General features: G+C 69.4%; 19 protein-coding genes. 11 read left to right on the plus strand and 8 right to left on the minus strand.

All coding sequences use genetic code 11. The features are described 5' to 3' along the window. Positions 1-88: 88 nt before the first annotated feature. From GDR74_RS17245 to GDR74_RS18255, 3 genes are all read left to right on the plus strand, one after another. A complete protein-coding gene (locus GDR74_RS17245; RefSeq protein ID WP_152587455.1) occupies positions 89-709 on the plus strand; it encodes a hypothetical protein in 621 nt (206 codons plus the stop codon). 220 nt (positions 710-929) lie between these two features. Beyond that, positions 930-2,018 (plus strand): TRAP transporter substrate-binding protein, encoded by a 1,089-nt coding sequence (locus GDR74_RS17250; protein WP_152587456.1) that lies wholly within the window; start codon positions 930-932, stop codon positions 2,016-2,018. 74 nt (positions 2,019-2,092) lie between these two features. Continuing rightward, complete coding sequence (locus tag GDR74_RS18255; RefSeq protein WP_194164569.1) at positions 2,093-2,257, plus strand: hypothetical protein; 165 nt, start codon at positions 2,093-2,095, stop codon at positions 2,255-2,257. A gap of 33 nt (positions 2,258-2,290) precedes the next feature. On the opposite strand, the gene GDR74_RS17255 is transcribed toward GDR74_RS18255, so the two are convergent. Then, entirely contained in the window at positions 2,291-3,205 is a 915-nt protein-coding gene (locus tag GDR74_RS17255) for a DMT family transporter (protein WP_152587457.1), read from the minus strand. Between the two features lie 384 nt (positions 3,206-3,589). On the opposite strand from GDR74_RS17255, the gene GDR74_RS17260 reads away from it, so the two are divergent. After that, positions 3,590-4,480 (plus strand): YihY/virulence factor BrkB family protein, encoded by an 891-nt coding sequence (locus GDR74_RS17260; protein ID WP_194164570.1) that lies wholly within the window; start codon positions 3,590-3,592, stop codon positions 4,478-4,480. Positions 4,481-4,578: 98 nt separating this feature from the next. Here GDR74_RS17260 and GDR74_RS17265 read toward each other — a convergent pair whose 3' ends face one another. Both GDR74_RS17265 and GDR74_RS17270 read right to left on the minus strand, forming a co-directional pair. Continuing rightward, complete coding sequence (locus tag GDR74_RS17265) at positions 4,579-6,528, minus strand: bifunctional 2',3'-cyclic-nucleotide 2'-phosphodiesterase/3'-nucleotidase (RefSeq protein ID WP_152587459.1); 1,950 nt, start codon at positions 6,526-6,528, stop codon at positions 4,579-4,581. 79 nt (positions 6,529-6,607) lie between these two features. After that, a complete protein-coding gene (locus GDR74_RS17270) occupies positions 6,608-7,762 on the minus strand; it encodes a trans-sulfuration enzyme family protein (protein ID WP_152587460.1) in 1,155 nt (384 codons plus the stop codon). A gap of 71 nt (positions 7,763-7,833) precedes the next feature. On the opposite strand from GDR74_RS17270, the gene GDR74_RS17275 reads away from it, so the two are divergent. Further along, positions 7,834-8,343 (plus strand): TspO/MBR family protein, encoded by a 510-nt coding sequence (locus GDR74_RS17275; protein WP_152587461.1) that lies wholly within the window; start codon positions 7,834-7,836, stop codon positions 8,341-8,343. Here the strand turns inward: GDR74_RS17275 and hpt are convergent. Further along, positions 8,333-8,923 (minus strand): hypoxanthine phosphoribosyltransferase, encoded by a 591-nt coding sequence (gene hpt / locus GDR74_RS17280; protein ID WP_152587462.1) that lies wholly within the window; start codon positions 8,921-8,923, stop codon positions 8,333-8,335. The two genes, GDR74_RS17275 and hpt, sit on opposite strands and share 11 nt — an antisense overlap. 430 nt (positions 8,924-9,353) lie before the next feature. Between hpt and GDR74_RS17285 the strand changes: the two genes are divergently transcribed. From GDR74_RS17285 to GDR74_RS17305, 5 genes are all read left to right on the plus strand, one after another. Then, the gene (locus tag GDR74_RS17285; RefSeq protein WP_246180192.1) at positions 9,354-9,977 is read left to right on the plus strand and encodes a cell division ATP-binding protein FtsE; all 624 of its coding nucleotides are present in this window, start codon (positions 9,354-9,356) and stop codon (positions 9,975-9,977) included. A gap of 13 nt (positions 9,978-9,990) precedes the next feature. After that, positions 9,991-10,965 (plus strand): cell division protein FtsX, encoded by a 975-nt coding sequence (locus GDR74_RS17290; protein WP_152587463.1) that lies wholly within the window; start codon positions 9,991-9,993, stop codon positions 10,963-10,965. 178 nt (positions 10,966-11,143) lie between these two features. Next, positions 11,144-11,806 carry a YdcF family protein gene (locus GDR74_RS17295; protein WP_246179739.1) on the plus strand — a complete coding sequence of 221 codons (663 nt, stop codon included), beginning with the start codon at positions 11,144-11,146 and terminating at the stop codon, positions 11,804-11,806. Positions 11,807-11,965: 159 nt separating this feature from the next. Next, positions 11,966-12,733, plus strand: a complete 768-nt coding sequence (locus GDR74_RS17300) for a lysophospholipid acyltransferase family protein (RefSeq protein ID WP_152587464.1) — start codon at positions 11,966-11,968, stop codon at positions 12,731-12,733. 58 nt (positions 12,734-12,791) lie between these two features. Further along, positions 12,792-13,229: a hypothetical protein gene (locus GDR74_RS17305; RefSeq protein WP_152587465.1), complete on the plus strand. Its 438-nt coding sequence runs from the start codon at positions 12,792-12,794 to the stop codon at positions 13,227-13,229. 33 nt (positions 13,230-13,262) lie between these two features. Here the strand turns inward: GDR74_RS17305 and GDR74_RS17310 are convergent, their stop codons facing one another. Then, positions 13,263-13,799, minus strand: a complete 537-nt coding sequence (locus GDR74_RS17310) for a gamma-glutamylcyclotransferase (RefSeq protein ID WP_425486934.1) — start codon at positions 13,797-13,799, stop codon at positions 13,263-13,265. 164 nt (positions 13,800-13,963) lie between these two features. Here GDR74_RS17310 and GDR74_RS17315 point away from each other — a divergent pair, with 164 nt between their 5' ends. Further along, positions 13,964-15,013 carry a DUF2125 domain-containing protein gene (locus tag GDR74_RS17315; RefSeq protein WP_152587466.1) on the plus strand — a complete coding sequence of 350 codons (1,050 nt, stop codon included), beginning with the start codon at positions 13,964-13,966 and terminating at the stop codon, positions 15,011-15,013. On the opposite strand, the gene GDR74_RS17320 is transcribed toward GDR74_RS17315, so the two are convergent. The 3 genes from GDR74_RS17320 to GDR74_RS17330 all read right to left on the minus strand — a co-directional run bounded on the left by GDR74_RS17320 (position 15,007) and on the right by GDR74_RS17330 (position 18,083). Beyond that, positions 15,007-15,954, minus strand: a complete 948-nt coding sequence (locus GDR74_RS17320) for a prephenate/arogenate dehydrogenase family protein (RefSeq protein ID WP_152587467.1) — start codon at positions 15,952-15,954, stop codon at positions 15,007-15,009. The two genes, GDR74_RS17315 and GDR74_RS17320, sit on opposite strands and share 7 nt — an antisense overlap. Then, positions 15,947-17,047 (minus strand): histidinol-phosphate transaminase, encoded by a 1,101-nt coding sequence (gene hisC, locus GDR74_RS17325; RefSeq protein ID WP_152587468.1) that lies wholly within the window; start codon positions 17,045-17,047, stop codon positions 15,947-15,949. The genes GDR74_RS17320 and hisC overlap by 8 nt, the downstream gene beginning before the upstream one ends. Before the next feature lie 190 nt (positions 17,048-17,237). Next, positions 17,238-18,083 (minus strand): chorismate mutase, encoded by an 846-nt coding sequence (locus GDR74_RS17330; protein WP_152587469.1) that lies wholly within the window; start codon positions 18,081-18,083, stop codon positions 17,238-17,240. Positions 18,084-18,139: the final 56 nt, after the last annotated feature.

Raw genomic sequence — 18,139 nt, forward strand, 5'->3', positions numbered from 1 at the left:
CGGAACCCGCTTTCGCGAAGGGGCGTTGGCCCTGCAAGGAGCGGGCATCGGGCCCGCCGCAACGACAAGACAACAACAGGAGTTTTCCATGGCGCAGGACAAGCGAGGCCGTCCTCCGGAACCGGACGTGGACGAGGTTCTCGACGAGCTGCAGGCGGAAGAGGGCGGAGACGACTTCGTCGCCGGACCGACCCAGCGCAACGAAGTCGGCAACACCAAGCGGGCCGCGGCGAAGGCCACCGGCCTCATGGGCGCCACCAAGAAGCTCGATCCCGATCTCGACATCGCCCATGTGGACGACGGCCGCGTGACGAGCGGCTCCGGCGCCGGGATCCGCAGCTTCCGGGAAGTGCCCCCCGAACAGGGTGCGCAGAACGCGAGCCTGACGCTCTCCAATGCCGAAATCGCCGAGAACGTGCCGACCACCGCCCTCAAGAGCCCGGCGACTCCGCCCGCGCGGACCCGGGAGAGGACGGCGGGCCTCGGCACGGGAATCTCGCCCGACTCGGGCCGCCAGCGCGTGCCCGCTCCCGGCAACGCGGTCACGGCTCCCAAGGGCACGTTCGTGCGCGGGCACCCCACCGCGACGCAGGCGGGAGGCCGCTCGCAATCCTCCACGGGGGACGAGAAGCCGCCGAAGCGCTCCGCCCGTGGCGACGGCCCCCAGACGGACAGGCCTCTCTCGAAAGGCGGCCGCGAGGAGCGCTGAGGGAAAAGGCCCTCGCTCCTCTCACCTTGACCCGCCGTGCGCCGGCCGGCAGCCTCGGCGCGCGTTCGGCATCATGCGCCCGGCGCAGGCCGGTTGCGCATTCTGATCTTTCCCTTGCGTAAGATGCAGTGATACCTCTTCGATAGGCCGTCGCGGACCCCGATCCGCGGCGGGCCCGAAAGGCCGTTGCCGGAAGATCATCGCAAGGAGAGGAAACCCCATGGACAGACGAACGATGCTCAAGGGAGCGGGACTGGCCGCCGCCGCAGGCGTGGCCTCTCCGGCCATCGCCCAGACGCAGCCCGAGATCCGCTGGCGCATGGCCTCGAGCTATCCGAAAAGCCTCGACACCCTCTACGGAGCCGGCGCGCAGATCGCGAAGCGCGTGGCGGAGGCGACCGACAACAGGTTCCAGATCCAGGTCTTCGCAGCGGGCGAGCTGGTGAGCGGCCTCCAGGTTCTCGACAGCGTCCAGAACGGCACGGTGGAGTGCGGCTATACCCTGTCGAGCTTCTACATCGGCAAGGATCCCACCTTCCAGTTCGAGACATCCATGCCCTGGGGCATGAACGTGCGCCACCACAATGCGTGGATGATGTACGGCGGCGGTCTCCAGCTCGTGCGCGAGTTCATGAAGGACTACAACGTCATGCCGTTCCCGGCGGGCCAGACCGGCGCGCAGATGGGCGGCTGGTTCCGCAGCGAGATCAAGTCCGTGCAGGACCTGAGCGGGCTGAAGATGCGCATCGCCGGCATGGGCGGGCAGATCATGTCCCGCCTCGGCGTGGTGCCGCAGGTCCTCGCCGCGGGCGACATCTATCCCGCCCTCGAGCGCGGCACCCTCGACGCGGTGGAGTTCTCCGGCCCCTACGACGACGAGAAGCTCGGTTTCGTAAAGGTGGCCAAGTACTACTACTATCCGGGCTTCTGGGAAGGCTCCGCGCAGCCGTCGCTCTACGTCAATCTCGACAAATGGAACGGGCTGCCCGCCGCCTACAAGGCGATCCTCGAAGCGGCCTGCGCGGAGGCCAACGCCCAGTGCGTGATGAAGTACGACGCCGAGAACGCCGAGGCGGTCCGCCGCCTCGTGGCGCAGGGCGCGCAGTTGCGCGCCTTCCCGAAGGACATTCTCGATGCGAGCTTCCGGGAGGCCTACAAGTTCTACAACGAGATCGCGGCTTCGAATCCGAAGTTCAAGAAGATCTACGATTCGTGGAATGCCTTCCGCGAGAAGGAGTACACCTGGTTCCGCATCGCGGAGCTGCCGTTCGACTACTTCGTCTACACGCAGCAGGGGCAGCCGCGCTGACGCCGAGGGATCGGATCGGGCCCTCGGGCGTTGTTCCCTTCAGCGGGCGACCTCGCCCGAGCAGGAGACCGTCAATGAAGGACAAGCCTCATAACCGCGAGTCGCAGCACAACAAGAGCGACGTCAAGGATAGGAAGCTGCCCGAGAATTCGAAGGAAAGTCTCGACCGCAAGCTCGACGAGGGCGTGGAGGAGACCTTCCCGGCCAGCGATCCGGTCTCGGTCAAGATCACCAAGTAGGAAGCATCGCCCTGCGGAGCCCCGGACGATCGCTCACCGCGGTCCTCCGGGGCTCCCGCGCGTCTGGCCCCCGCTGGCGACGGCCACGCCGAGGGCGGCGAAGGCCATGCCGACGACCTGCACGGGATTCAGCGTCTCACCGAACAGGGCGTAGGCCATCAGGGCGGCGACCGGCGGCACCAGATAGAGGAGCGCCGCGACCCCGACCACCGCTCCGCGGCGGATGAGGTAGAGCAGCAGGCCGATGGCGCCGATGGACAGGCCGAGGACGGCCCAGGCCAGCCCCGCGAGAAGCGGCAGGGCGGGCTCCATCCGCCCCTCTTCCGTCAGCAGCACCATCGGCACCGTCACGAGGGCGGCGCCCATGTACTGGATGGCGGCGTTCACGCGCAGGTCCGCTTCGCCGGCCGTGCGCTTCTGCCAGATCGTGCCGCAGGTGATCGAGGCCATGGCGAAGATCCCGGCGGCGAGGGCGGCGGGCGGCATCTGCGCATCCCCCAGCTTCGGCAGGATCACCAGCGCGGCGCCCAGGAAGCCGACGGCGATCCCGGCCCAGCGCCGCGGCGACACCCGCTCGCCCAGGAGGGGCCGCGACAGGATCGCCGTCGCCAGGGGCTGAAGGCCGGCGATGAGGGCCATGATGCCCGCAGGCAGCCCTTTCTTCACCGACCAGAACACCCCGCCGAGGTAGAAGCCGTGCAGCAGGATGCCTGCGACCAGACCGTTCCGCCATTCCCGCCCGGTGCGGGGCCAGGGAGCCCGCGCCACGGCGACGACGATGCCGAGCACCAGGAGGGCGAGCAGATAGCGCGCCAGCAGGAAGGTGAGAGGCTCGGCATAGGGCGCGACGAGACGCGCGACGATGAAGCCCGTCGCCCAGATCACGACGAAGAGGGGCGGCGCGAGGCGCGCCAGGAGCGGTTCGGAAGGCTGGGCGTCGGAGGACATGGGATGGACACGGAGGAGTTGGACCGGAGGTGCTCGGGATCCAGGGCCTTCCCTGCGGACGCACCGGCCGAAGCAGGCGGGCATCCTAGAGCGGTTTGCGCTTCGATGGAATCGCACTCCGCTCCCAAGTCCTTGGCTGCCGCATTGCCGGACGGACCCGGAGGGCCGCGTCGGCGACCCGGAGGGCCGCGTCAGCGAAAACCGGTTTCCACTTCTCCCGAAAACGCTCTAGGGACAGGCCGCGGCGAGGCCAACAGGCGTCGAGGGCGGACAGGAGCGGAAGGCAACCGGCGCGCGGGGACGGGAAAGAAAGATGGGCCTATCGATTCGCGCCCGAAGCATCCTAAGTTTGCATTCTCGTGTCCCATCCTCCGGGGAAGTGCGTTGAGCCGCCTGCGCCTCTACTTCGAAATCGTCGCGATCGCCGCCAACCGCTTCCTGCTCCACGACGCCTGGGCGATCGCGAGCCACATCGCCCTGTCCGTGCTCACCTCCATGTTCCCGTTCCTGATCCTGCTCACGGCCCTCGCGGGCCTGTTCGGGACGGGGACCCTCGCCGACGAGGCCGCGAACCTCATCCTGGAAGCCTGGCCGCGGGAGGTGGCGGAGCCCATCGCGGGGGAGATCCACCGCATCCTCACCGGCCGGCGCAGCGACGTGCTCACCCTGGGCCTGGTGCTGGCGCTCTACTTCGCGTCGAGCGGGGTGGAGAGCCTGCGCGTCGGCCTCAACCGCGCCTACGGCCTGCGCGAGACCCGGGCCTGGTGGCTGACGCGCCTCGAATCGCTCGCCTTCGTCATGGGCGGCGCCCTGGTGATGCTGGCGCTCGCCCTTCTCGTCGTGCTCGGCCCCTTCGTCTGGCGCGGCGTGCTCTACTGGGTTCCGGCCCTGGAGCCGCTGGACAGGCTGATCGGCTTCGTGCGCATCGGGACCGCGACGCTGATCATCGTGGTCGGGCTCGTGGTCGCGCACAAGTTCATCCCCGCGGGACGGCGCAGCCTCCTGGCGGTTCTGCCCGGCGTCTGCGTCACGCTCCTGCTCTGGCTTCTCGGCGGCCTCGGCTTCGGATGGTATCTCGAATACTACCCCGGCGCCTATGCCTCGACCTATGGCGGCCTCTCGACGGCCATGGTGGCGCTGATCTTCCTCTATACGCTCGGCGCGATCTTCCTCTTCGGAGGCGAGCTCAACGGCACCATCATCGCCGCGAAGCGCGGACGCCTCGACGACATGCACGGCTACGACCGGGTGGAGGACGTGGTGAAGCTGCCCTGAGGCGGACTTGGCGCCCCTCTTGGCGGCCCCTTGGCGGCCCCCGAAGAGAAACGGCCGGGTCTCCCCGGCCGCTCAACATGGGACGCGCGTCTCTGACCTCAGCCGGCGATGCGGTACTTGACGAAGCCCTCGGGGGCCTCGCCGACCTTTTCCACCTTGATGCCGGCGGGCTGGTAGGCCGCCGCGTTGGGACCGGTGGTGAAGGTGACCGTGACGCTGCCCGGCGGCGTCAGGAGCGACCAGGAACCGTCGGCCTTCGGCGCCACCTCCTTGCGCTCGACGATGTAGCGCATGATCGCGTCGCGGGTGAGGTCCGGCGCCTCGAGCACGATGGTGGTGCCGTCGTTGCCGGGGAAGTTGCCGCCGCCGCCCGCGCGGTAGTTGTTCGTAGCCACGATGAACACCTGGTCGTCCGCCACCGGCTTGCCGTCGTACGTCAGGTCCTTGATGCGGCGCGCATCGGAATTCACGAGCTTGCCGTTGTTGTCGTAGCGCGACGGCTGCGTCGGATCGATCCTGTACCGCACGCCGGCGATGACGTCGAAGTTGTAGGCGGGGAAGGTGGGATTGATGAGGTCCTGCTCGCCGCCCTTGGCCGGATCGATGGTGTTGTAGATGCCGGCCGAGCGCTCGAGCCATTCGCGCACCTGGGCGCCGGTGACCTTCACGGCGCGGATGGTGTTCGGATAGATGTAGATGTCCGCCATGTCCTTGATGGCGAGCGGCCCCGGCTTGATCTCGGTGTAGTAGTTCGGGCCGCCGCGGCCGCCGGCCTTGAACGGCGCGGCGGCGGAGAGGAGCGGCAGGTCCTTGTAGGGCGTGGTCTTGAGGAGATCCGCCACGTACCAGGCCTGCGCCTCGGCCACGAGCTTGACGGAGGCGTCGTCCGACACCAGCGAGAAGTAGGAGTGGATCGGCACGCTCGTCGTGCCGACGGGCTCCCGCACGTATTTCAGCGTCGCCTCGTGGTCGGTCTTGATAGCGGCGGCCACCGCGGCGTCGGTCTCGGTCTTCGCCACCACCTTGCGGTCGACGCGGTCGTAGATCGGGCGAAGCTCCGTGCGGAAATTCGCGATCTTCCAGCCGTTGCCGTCGCGCGCCAGCTCCAGGTCGACGACGCCCAGGTGGCTGCCCCAGAACCCGGCCATGACGGCGGGCTTGCCGTGAAGCGTGCCGGCCTTCACGTCGACGCCGGGGATGTCGTTGAACTCCTTGCCGCCGGGGAAGGTGAAATGCTGGTGTCCGGTGAGGATCACGTCGATGCCATCGACCTTGGCGAGATGGAGGGCCGCGTTCTCCTCGCCGCCCTTGCGCTCGCCGCCCGCGATGCCGGAATGGCAGAGCGCGACAACGACGTCCGCGCCGGCCTTGCGGATGTCCGGCACGTGCTTTTGCGCCGCATCGACGATGTCGATGGTGGTGGCCTTGCCGTCGAGATTGGCCTTGTCCCACTGCACGATCTGGGGCGGCACGAAGCCGATGACGCCGATCTTCAGCTTCTGCTTCGCGCCGGACTCGTCCGTGAACTCCCGGTCGAGGATGAGCCAGGGCTTGCGGAGGGTCTCGCCGTTGGCCTTGATCACGTTGGCGCAGACGATGGGGAATTTGGCCTCCCCAAGGGAGTTCTCCAGGAATTCGAGCCCGTAGTTGAACTCGTGGTTCCCGAGCGTCCCGCAATCGTAGTTCAGGGTGTTCATGGCGGCGACCATGGGATGGACGTCGCCCTTCTTCATGCCGCGCCGGTAGGCGACGAAGTCGCCGAGCGGCGAGCCTTGGATGAGGTCGCCGTTGTCGAACAGGAGGCTGTTCCTCGCCTCGGTCCGGGCCGCCTTCACGATGCTCGCCGTCCGCGCGAGCCCCACGGTATCGTCCGCCGCATCCCGATAGTAGTCGTAGGGCATGATGTTCACGTGGAGGTCGGTGGTCTCCATGATGCGGAGCTTCACCACCGGTTCGGCGCCGAAGCCGGTCTTCGGCAGCGCCATGACGGCGGCGGCGGCGGCGCCTGTCTGCAGGACGCGCCGGCGGGTGATCGAGGACGAGGTCATGCGTGTTTCTCTCGGAAGGCCTTGTTCTTGGCCCGCCGAGGAGAACACGAGTTTTGTGACAAGATCAACAAGGGCGGGATCAGGCGGCCCGCATGGCCTCGTCCAGGTCGGTGAAGAGGTCGTTCACGTCCTCGATTCCTGTGGACAGGCGCAGCAGGTCCGGCGGGCACGGCGTGCCCGGCCCCTCGATGGAGGCGCGGTGCTCGATCAGGCTCTCCACCCCGCCGAGCGAGGTCGCCCGCTTCCACAGGCCAACCCGCGCCGCCGTGCGGACGGCCGCCGCCTCCCCGCCGGTCAGCTGGATGGACAGCATGTAGCCGAAGCCGCCCTCCATCTGGCGCGCCGCGACGTCATGCCCCGGATGCTGGGGCAGGCCCGGATAGAGCACGCGGGCGACCTTCGGATGGTCGCCGAGGCGTTCCGCCAGGAGCATCGCGCTGCGCGCCTGGGCGGCGGCGCGCAGGTGGAGCGTGCGCATGCCGCGCATGAGGAGATAGGCCTCGAAGGGGCCGAGGATCGCGCCCTGCATCTTGCGGATGGAGACGACGCGGTTCCAGAACGCGTCCGCCTTCGCCCCGGCGAGGGCGCCCGCCACCACGTCCGAGTGGCCGTTCAGGATCTTCGTCGCGGCATGCATGACGATGTCGGCCCCGAGGGCCAGCGGACGGGTGTGGACCGGCGAGGCGGTGGTGGAATCGACCGCGAGGCGCGCCCCGGCCGCATGGGCGATCTCCGCCGCCGCGGCGATGTCCGTGATGGTCCACAGGGGATTCGAGGGGGTCTCGACCCAGACGAGCTTCGTCCGCCCCGGGACGACCGCCCGGCGCAGGGCGTCGAGGTCGTCCGTCTCGACGAACTCCACCGACAGGCCCCAGCGGGTCGCCTCCGTCGCCAGCCAGTTCCGCAGGGCCCAGTACATGACCTTCGACGCGACGACGTGGTCGCCCGGCTCCAGGGCCTGGAAGACGGCGGTAGCCGCCGCCATGCCGGAGGAGAACAGGAGGGCGCCGGCATCCGCCTCCTCGAGCATGGCCAGCACGGCCTCCGCCTCCCGGACCGTGGCGTTGTCGGGACGGCCGTAGACGAAGCCGGAGGAATAGGCGTTGTCCTCGTCGCGGATATAGGTCGTCGCCACGTGGATCGGCGGCACCACCGCCTTGGTGATGGGGTCCACATGGCCCATGGCCTGCGCGGTGAGGGAGCGCTTGGACCAGAGCGGATGCGATGCGGACATGGGAATCTCCAGGAAGCGGGGCGGGTTGCGGAAGGGAAGACGCTCAAGCATTTACAGGGAATCGAGCCGACATGCATCCCAGCGAGGCCGCCTTGCCCGATTCCCCGACCCCTCCCCTCCAGCGGTTCCTGATCGCCGTGCTGCCGGTCGCGGCCGCGAGCGTGCTGGGCTCCGTCGCGACGATGCCGAACATCCCAACCTGGTACGCGACTCTCGCCAAGCCCGGGTTCACGCCGCCGAACTGGGTCTTCGGTCCCGTCTGGACCCTGCTCTACGCCATGATGGCCTATGCCCTGTGGCGGATCCTCGCCCTGCCGAAGGACAGGCCGGGCCGGCGCGGGGCCGTAGCGGCCTTCTTCGTGCAGCTTGCCCTCAACGCCCTGTGGTCCTGGGCCTTCTTCGGCGCGCACTCGCCGCTCGCGGGCCTCGTGGTGATTCTCGCGCTGCTCGTCGCCATCGTCGCGACGATCCGCGCCTTCCTGCCCCTCGACCGGGCCGCGGCCCTGCTGCTCGTGCCCTACCTCGCCTGGGTCGCCTATGCGACGGCGCTGAACGCCGCCGTCTGGCGCCTCAACCCCTAGACGCCTGGGCCTCGGCCGGCCGGTCGAACAGGTCGGGATTCCTGTCCAGGTGGTCCACCACCCCGACGAAGGGGAGCTGGCGGTAGGAATGGGCCACGTCCATGCCGTAGCCGACCACGAACACGTCGGGGCAGGTGAAGCCCACGAAGTCCGCATCGATGGAAACGGCCCGCTTGCCGGGCTTTTCCAGGAGCACGGCGGTCATCACCCGCTTCGCGCCGCGGGCCATGAGGAGGTCCTTGGCGAAGGTGACGGTGCGGCCCGATTCCAGGATGTCGTCCACGAGGAGCACGTCGCGCCCGCGCACGTCGCTCTCCACGTCGCGCAGGATCGCCACCTGGCCCGTGGAGACCGTGCCGTCGAGATAGCTCGACAGGTGCACGAACTCGACCTGCGGCTCGAGGCCGGCCCGGTGCAGGGCGCGGATCAGGTCGGCGGCGAACATGAAGCTGCCCTTCAGAACGGCCACGACGAGCAGGTTCTCGGGCTTGGATCGTGCGATCTCCTGCGCCAGCTCCTCGTTGCGCCTGGCGATCGTTTCCTCGTCGAAGAGAACCCGGATGCGGGGGGTGCCTGTCATCGTCAATCCGTTTACGCAGAAAGGCCCCTGCGGTGCGGCCGGGGCCTGGAATGTTTCCCCTTCGTGACCATGACGGCGCGGCGAAGTCAAACGGAGAAGTCGGCGGGGCCTTGGCCCCTGCGGCTTTGCCGCGCACCCGAAAGGCCCCGGGAGCGCCCCGGGAGCCGCGCAGCGAAAACCGGGTCCACTTTTCCGCACGATGCGCTAGCATCGCCCGGCCCTCCCCACCCTCGGGGGTCCCGGGCCATATGGACTTGCCTGCGGCAGGTGGACCATAAGCGAAGCGAATCGGATGGCGACGGAGCGCCCGTCGCTCCGGAAAACCCATGTAAGGACGGTCTGGCTGCGCGTGGAAGCCTTTTACGATAGCGATTTCAGCAGGGACACGACCGCGGTCGTCCATTTCGAGAACGTGGGCGTGCGCTACGGCATGGGCCCCGAGGTCCTGCGGGACCTCACCTTCTCCATCGAGCCGCATTCCTTCCAGTTCCTCACCGGCCCTTCCGGCGCCGGAAAGACCACGCTCCTGCGCCTGATCCTGCTCGCGGTGAAGCCGACCCGCGGCCTGATCTCCCTCTTCGGGGAGGACGTCTCGGGCATCTCCAAGGACTCCCTGACCGACCTGCGGCGGCGGATGGGAGTGGTCTTCCAGGATTTCCGCCTCCTCGACCATCTCACCACCTACGAGAACGTGGCGCTTCCCTTGCGCGTCCAGGGCAAGGAGGAGGCGAGCTACCGGGCCGAGGTGGTCGAGCTCCTGCGCTGGGTCGGGCTCGGCGACCGCATGCACGTGCTGCCGCCGGTCCTGTCGGGCGGCGAGAAGCAGCGCGCGGCCATCGCCCGCGCCCTGATCGTCCGCCCCGACCTGCTTCTCGCCGACGAGCCGACCGGCAACGTGGACCCCTCCCTCGCCCGGCGGCTGCTGCGCCTGTTCATCGAGCTCAACCGGCTCGGCACCTCGGTGGTCATCGCGACCCACGACTTCAGCCTGATGGACCAGCTCGACGTCCGCCGCCTCGTGCTCGGCGACGGCAGGCTGCACATCGACGAATAGGGCGGCGTGCGGCATGAACGACCTTTCCCACGCCCGCCCGCCCCGCTCTCCGGCCCCGGAGGGAGACAGGCGCGCCCTGCCCGCCTCCCTGCGGCGCAACGCGCCCCTGGTCCCGGTCGATTCCGCGGGCGGGCAGGCGCTCGCGGCGGTGATCGCGATCCTGACCTTCCTCGCGGCCCTGTGCGCGGGGGGCGCCGAGCTCGTGGCCTCCAGCTCGGCGCAATGGCGCTCGGACGTGGCCCGGGAGGTCACGATCCAGGTCCGCCCCAACCCGCAGCGCTCCATCGAGGACGACGTGGCGAAGGCGGTGGCGCTCGCCCGCCAGGCGCCCGGGATCGAGGAGACGCAGGCCTTCTCGAAGGCGGAGTCCGAGCGCCTCCTGGAGCCGTGGCTCGGCACGGGCCTGGACTTCAACGACCTGCCGGTGCCCCGCCTCATCGTCCTGAAGCTGAAGGCCGACACCCGGCCGGACTTCACGAAGCTGCGGCAGGCCCTGCGGGAGCAGGTTCCGGGAGCGAGCCTCGACGACCACGCCCTCTGGGTGTCGCGGCTTTCGACCATGGCCAACACCATCATCGGCGTCGGCGTCATCCTCGTCGCCCTGGTCCTGTTGGCGGCCGGCCTCGCCGTGACCTTCGCCACGCGCGGGGCCATGGCCGGCAACCGGGAGGTGGTGGAGGTGCTGCATTTCGTGGGCGCGAGCGACGACTTCATCGCCCGCGAGTTCCAGCGGCGCTTCTTCAAGCTGGGGCTGCGGGGGAGCGCCGCCGGGGCCGGCGCCGCCCTCCTCATGACCGCCGCCCTCGGGCTCCTCACCCGGTCCTGGCGCGCCAGTCCCGCGGGCGACCAGCTGGAGGCGCTGTTCGGCTCCTTCAACATCGGCTGGCGGGGCTATGCGGTGGTCGTCCTGATCGCCTTCGCGGTGGCGCTGATCACCGGAATCGTGTCCCGCCTGACCGTGAGACGCTTTCTTAACGGAAATGGTTGATGATCCCCCCTCATCAAAAGGGGTTGCCTCTCCGTTGCCGCATTCTGCATTATCTTCCGCCGAGATGACCTCGCGCACGCAGAACCTGGCGATCGCCAGCGCCTCGGACATGACGGAGGCCTTCGGTTGGGGATGGACCATGCCGGGATCGCCCGCCGTCCCGGGTAGGCGGTCGCGCATGAGGCGCGTGCTTCGCTGGGGCCTTCGTGCCGCAGCCGCGAGCGTCGCCCTTCTCTTCGCGGGCTTCCTCGTCTTCGTGTACTCCCTCGACCGTTTCGAGCAGAAGCCCGAAACCCGGGCGGACGGCATCGTGGCCCTGACCGGCGGCGCCCAGCGCATCGGCGACGCCATCGACCTCCTGGCCCAGGGCTACGCCAAGCGGCTCCTGATCTCGGGCGTGAACGAGAAGACGAGCCGCGACGAGATCTTCCGCCTCAATCCGGGGCAGCGCCGCCTCTTCGACTGCTGCGTCGACCTGGACTACCGCGCCCGCAACACCATCGGGAACGCCATCGAGACCCGGCGCTGGGCCGAGCAGCACCAGTTCGACGCGCTGATCGTGGTCACCTCGAACTACCACATGCCGCGGACCCTGGTGGAGCTCGACCACGCCCTGCCGAACCTCCAGAAAATCCCCTACCCCGTGGCGGCGACCATCGACCCGCACGACTGGTGGCGCAACCCGGCCACTGCCAAGGTGATCTTCTCCGAATACCTGAAGTTCCTGGTGGTCTGGGTGCGGACACGGTTCGAGAAGGACCCCGAACATTCCTCGGCCGCCAAGATCATGAGCGGCGGCCGGCCGATCCAGCATGTCTCGACGGGACCGCTCTGGCGCTGAGGCCCCGCGGCCCTGAGCCTGCGCCCCTTCTCCCGCCCGGGACGGCTTGCGGCCGCCCCCGGTTCGTGCCGTTTCCCGTTTCGCCCTTGTCCCCCGGCCGCTAACATGGCTTAGACAAGCCTTCCGCGGGCGCAGCCCCGCCTTTCCTTCCCTGAAGCCATGCTCCTCCTCCGATCGCTTCTGTTCAACACCACCTTCTACGCGAACATGATCCTCTGGCTGATCATGCTGCTGCCCACGTTCCTGCTGCCGCGGCGCGTGTTCATGCGCTGCGCCAAGCTCTGGGCCCTGTCCTCGCTCTGGCTCCTGCGCGTGATCGCGGGAACGAAGGTGGAGATCCGCGGGCGGGAGAAGATCCCCGCAGGCGGGCTGCTGGTCGCGGCGAAGCACCAGTCCCTCTGGGAGACCTTCGCCCTGCTCCCCCTCTTCGACGACCCCACCTTCATCCTGAAGCGCGAACTGATGTGGATCCCGTTCTTCGGATGGTATGCCCGCAAGGCGGATTGCGTGCCGGTGAACCGCAAGGCCGGCTCCCAGGCCCTGGTGAGGATGATGGCGCGGGCGCACGAGGAGGCCCGGGAGGGCCGTCAGATCGTCATCTTCCCCGAAGGAACGCGCCGCCCGCCGGGCGCGGCCCCCGCCTACAAGTACGGCGTGGTGCATCTCTACCAGAACCTCGAATCGCCCTGCCTCCCGATCGCCCTGAACTCCGGCCTCTACTGGCCGCGCCGCCGGTTCATCCGCCGCCCCGGCACCATCAGGGTCGAGATCCTGGACCCGATTCCCCCCGGCCTGCCCCGGGACGCGTTCTTCCGGCAGCTGCAGGAGGCCATCGAATCGAGCACGGAGCGCCTTGTGGCGGAAGGGCGCCGGGACCTCGGCCTCGATCCGGGCGGCCGCCCTGCGACGAATTTATCCAACGCCTGACCTCACAAGGGTTTGAACGTTCGTTGACGCTGCCGCCGGCCGTTCCTATTTGGAACAAATGGCGAACAAACGAACCATATCCTGGTCCATGGCCATGCGGGACCTCCGGAACGACCGGGCGAGGCGAGCGGGCGTGCGCGAGGAGCGCCTGAGAGCGACGGCGGGCCTGCGGACCACCGAGGCCCTGAGCTCCTGGCGGGGGCGTTCGGGGCGCCGCTACATCGTCGGCGTCCATCCGCTGGTGGAGAAGGAGGTCATCGAGGTGACCACCGACGCGGTGATCCTGGCCGTCAAGCGCGACGACACGGGCACCGCCCACGTGATCGACGTCGCCACCGCGGGCTCCTATCCCAGCGCCCAGGCCCGGGCCCGCTGGATGACCGAGGTTCGGAACCGCGGCGCCAACGAGATGCATGTCCACCGTCTCGCCCACGACGAGGACGAGCGGCGCGCCATGATCGAGGACCTGCGCGAGGACGATTGTTCGGGCGAGTGAGCGGTTCTTCCCGCCCTCCGGGACGCGGGATGCCTACTCCACCGCCCGGGTCAGCCGCTCCAGGAGCGGATCGATCACTCCCATGCCGACCAGGTGCTCATGGGTCGAGCGGACATAGTCCGGATTGCGGCCGGAGATCCCCTCGCCCCGGCGGACCAGATCGACGATCTCCTCGAAGGACAGGCGGCCCGCATATTGCGGGTGCCTGCGGTCGACGACATAGGCCAGGGCCTCGATTCGAGCGCCGTCCTTGAGGCGGACCGGGAGCCGGCGCTCCAGGTAGACCGCCGTCACCTGCTCGCGTTCCCTGAGGTAATGGATGGTGGCCTCGGCCTCCTCCCGCGCCACCCGGAAGGCGACCCCGTGGCAGCGCCCGCCCCGGTCGAGGCCGAGGACGAGCCCGGGCCTTTCCGGCGTCCCGCGGTGGACATGGGAGAAGACGCACAGGGAGCGGTGGTAGCCGAAAAGCTGGGCGTGGTGGCGCTCGACGAACGGGAAGCCCGGCCGCCACATGAGCGAGCCGTATCCGAAGACCCACAAATCGCCGGCGTTCCGTATTTCCATCGCCATGCCCGGTTCCCGCCGGGATCGGACGCCGGCACGCGCCTCGCGGGGATGGGTTTTGCGCCCGGTCCCGCTCTCCCGTATGGAAGCGCATGGCCAGCGGAAGTCGTCGACCCCTCGGCGGCAGATGCGCTACCAGTTACCGGCAAGCGATACAATAGGAGACCCGAATGGGCGAGGCCCCCGCCGAGAACCGCTCCAGCCGCTTCTGGCTCTACACGCCGTTCGTCCTGCTCGTCCTCGTGGCCGTCGGCTGGAGCGCCGCCTGGCTCGCGATCCGCAGCCGCGCCAGCGATTCCATCGACGCGTGGTTCGGCCTCGAGGCCAAGGCCGGCCGGCAGTGGACCTGCAGCGACCGGACGGTGGGGGGCTTCCCCTTCCGGATCGAGGTGACCTGCGGCGCGCTGAGTCTGACCCACGGGGCGGTGACGGCCTCGTTCGGGCGCGTCGAGGCGGTGGCGCAGGTCTACCAGCCGCGTTTCGTGATCACCGAGATCGAGGGGCCCTTCCGCTGGACGGACGGCACCGTCGCCGTCGAGGGCCGGTGGGACCTGCTCCAGACGAGCGTGCACGCGACGGCCGCCGGCCTGCAGCGCCTCTCCGCCGTCGCCCGCAACCCGTCGGTGACGGTCACGGGCCTGACCCCCGATCCCGTCGCCGTGTCGGGGCGCGCGATGGAGCTCCACGTGCGGCCCGATCCGGCCCGCGGGCAGGAAAGGGCCTACGACGTGGCGTTCTCCGTGGAGCAGGCGAAGGTCCCGCTCCTCGACGGGCTGATCGGCGGCGCCGAGCCGACGGACCTGCAGGCCGATCTCACGGTCAGCCAGGCGGAAGGGTTCCGGGGGCGGCCCTTGGCCGAGGAGCTGGAGCGCTGGCGCAGCGACGGCGGCAGGCTCACCGTCGAGATGCTCTCCGTCAGCAAGGGCGCCCGCCGGATGGAAGCCAAGGGCGAGCTCGGGCTCGATCCCCAGCACCGCCCCGCCGGCCTGCTGAACGTCTCCGCGGCGGGCCTCGACGGGCTTCTCGGCGCTGTCACCGGCAACCGCGCCGGCGGGGCGCTGCTCGGGGCCCTGCTCGGTCAGGCGCCCCGGCCGTCCGGCAACGCGGCCAGGCCCGGGCAGCCGGCGCTGGCGCCCCTCCCGCCCCTGCGGCTCGACGGCGGCTTCGTGGCGCTCGGGCCGTTCGTGATCCCCGGCCTCAAGCTGCCGTCGCTCTACTGACCGTCGCGCCGGCGGCCGAAATCGGGCTCCGGCGTCTCCTGCCCCACGGAGATGATGCCCCGGCGGATGGCGCGGGTGCGGGTGAACAGGTCGAAGAGCTTGTCGCCCTCGCCCCAGCGGATCGCCCGGGCGAGGAGCGCGATGTCCTCGTTGAGGCGGCCGAGCATCTCCAGCACCGCCTCCTTGTTGTGAAGGAACACGTCCCGCCACATGGTCGGGTCGGAAGCGGCGATGCGGGTGAAATCCCGGAAGCCGCCGGCGGAGAACTTGATCACCTCCGACTGGGTGACCGTTTCCAGGTCCGCCGCCGTGCCGACGATGTTGTAGGCGATGAGGTGCGGCACGTGGCTCGTGATGGCGAGCACCAGGTCGTGGTGCTGCGCCGTCATGGTCTCGACGTTCGCCCCCATGGCGGACCAGAAGTTCCGCACCCGGTCGACGGCGCCCTGGTCCGCGCCTTCCGTCGGCGTGAGGATGCACCAGCGGTTCAGGAACAGGGTGGCGAAGCCCGCATCGGGCCCCGAATGCTCGGTCCCCGCCACCGGATGGGCGGGGACGAAATGCACGCCCGCGGGAAGGTGGGGCTGGACCTGGGCGATCACCGAGGCCTTCACCGAGCCGACGTCGGAGACGATCGCGCCCGGCTTGAGGCCGGGAGCCATGGCTTCCGCCACCGCCCCGTACGCGCCGACCGGGACGCAGATGATCGCGAGGTCGGCGTCCCCGACGCCGGCCGCGAGGTCGGCCGTGGCCTCCTCGGCGAGGCCGAGCTCCCGCACCCGCGCGAGCACGGCCTCGTCCCGGTCGACGGCGACGAGGGTGCCCGCGAGGTTGAGATGACGCGCCGCGCGGGCGATGGAGGAGCCGATCAGGCCGAAGCCGATGATCGCCACCCGGCCGAAGAGCGGCGCCGCACGGGGAGGTCCGAGGCGCTCAGGCATGGTCCTTGCCCAGGAAATCGCCCAGCGCGGCGACGACCAGCCGGTTCGCCTCCTCCGTCCCGACGGTGAGGCGCAGGGCATGCGGCAGGCCGTAGCCGTCGATCCGGCGCAGGATGAGGCCGCGCTCCGTCAGGAAGGCGTCCGCGTCCTTCGCCGTCCGGCCTTCCTCGCGGGGGAAGTGGACGAGCAGGAAGTTGCCCACGCTCGGCGTGACCTTCAGGCCCAGCGCCTCGATCTCGCGGGTGAGCCAGGCGAGCCAGGTCTCGTTGTGCTCGACGGACTTCGCCACATGGGCGTCGTCCTGGATCGCCGCCACCGCGGCGGCCATGGCCGGGCCGTTCACGTTGAAGGGGCCGCGGATCCGGTTGACCGCGTCGACCACGTGGGCGGGCGCGACCATCCAGCCGATCCTGAGGTTGGCGAGGCCGTAGATCTTCGAGAAGGTGCGGGTCATCACCACGTTCTCGGCCGTGGCGACGAGCTCCAGCCCCGCCTCGTAGTCGTTGCGGCGGACGTATTCCGCATAGGCCGCGTCGAGGACGAGGAGCACGTGCGGCGGGAGGCCCGCATGGAGGCGCTTCACCTCGTCGAAGGGCAGGTAGGTGCCCGTCGGGTTGTTGGGATTGGCGAGGAAAACGATCTTCGTCTTCGGCGTCACCCGCGCCAGGATCGCGTCCACGTCGGCGCGATAGTCCTTCTCGGGCGCGACCACGGGAACGCCGCCCGCCGCGAGGATGGCGATGCGGTAGACCAGGAACCCGTGCTCGGAGAAGATCCCTTCGTCGCCCGGCCCCACATAGGCGCCGGTGATCAGGGAGAGCAGCTCGTCGGACCCGGCGCCGCAGACGATGCGGCCCGCATCGAGACCGTACTTGGCGGCGATGGCCTCGCGCAGGCGGGTGGCCGAGCCGTCGGGATAGAGCTCCAGATGGTCGAAGGAACGGATCGCCTCGACCGCCTTCGGCGATGGGCCGAGGGGCGTTTCGTTGGAGGACAGCTTGTAGACCTTCGCAACCCCGGCGGCGGCGCTCTTGCCGGGCACGTAGGCTTCGATCTTCAGGACGCCGGGGCGGGGTTCGGGACGGGCGGGCATGGATGCGCTTCCTGGAGAAGGGTCGAAATTCGGATTGGCTCTCGAGCATGACCGGCGGAGGCGGGAGCCGGTTTCCCGGCCGGGGAACGGAACCCGCGGCCGGTTCCGCTCTAGAGCATCGGGCCCGAAAGGGGAATGCACTTTTGGGATCGATCCGAAGCCCGTGCGTCGGAAAGGCGCCTCCTCCAGCTCATTTCACGCGGAAACGCTCCGCATGGCTGCCGACCTCGACGAGCTGCGACAGGCTGGCGCCCGCTTCCGTCAGGACCCCATGCAGGCGGGAGGGCTCCACGGCCCCCGGCACGGCCACCAGGACGGAGAGGCCGTAGGTGTCGGCGGCGCTCGCCACCGCCTCCCCGCCGAGTCCGGCGAGCGCCGCCGCGACGTCCCTGTGCCACCGCTCGAACTGGGCGGCATAGAGCACCACGTCGCGGACGGCCGCGTCGGCCAGGGGCTTGGAAATGACGTAGACGGGCGTGCCGGCCGGATGGTCCGGCCGCTCGATGAAGGGCAGGCGGGCGATGATCTTCGGTCCGTCCCGCTCGGCGAGGGCCCGCCACCAGGCGCCGCTGGAGGCCCCCTGGTCGATGCGGAAGATGCCGAGGTCCCCGCGGCCCGCCGCCACGGCCCCGATCACCGCCGCGGCGCTCGGATGGCTGACATAGGGGACCGTGAAGCCGAAGTGGAAGCGGGCCGAATCGCGCATCGGCGCATCGCCTCCGGAGATGTCCGCATGGACCGAATACGGCGCCTGGACGTAGGTGAAGGTGGCGATGATCACCCGCCAGATGCTCTCCACCGTGTCGAGGGGGAGGAGCCCCTCGTGCCGCTCGGCGAGCGCCCGCATCATGGAGGCCTCCCGGCCCGGCCGGAAGGCCGAGCCGGATTCGGACGTCTTCTTGACCGAGATCAGGCGGTCGATGATGGTGCCGCGCTCCATCAGCAGCCTGTGCATGGCCTCGTCGATCCGGTCGATCTCCTGCCTCAGCTGCGCCAGGGTCGGGACGGGGCGGTCGGGAATGGGCTTCTCGGACATGGGGCAATCCTGAACGACTGCGCCCTTCTTCGCAGCCCCGGACGCCCCTGCCAAGC

It is taken from the genome of Microvirga thermotolerans (assembly GCF_009363855.1).
Taxonomy (GTDB): Bacteria; Pseudomonadota; Alphaproteobacteria; order Rhizobiales; family Beijerinckiaceae; genus Microvirga; species Microvirga thermotolerans.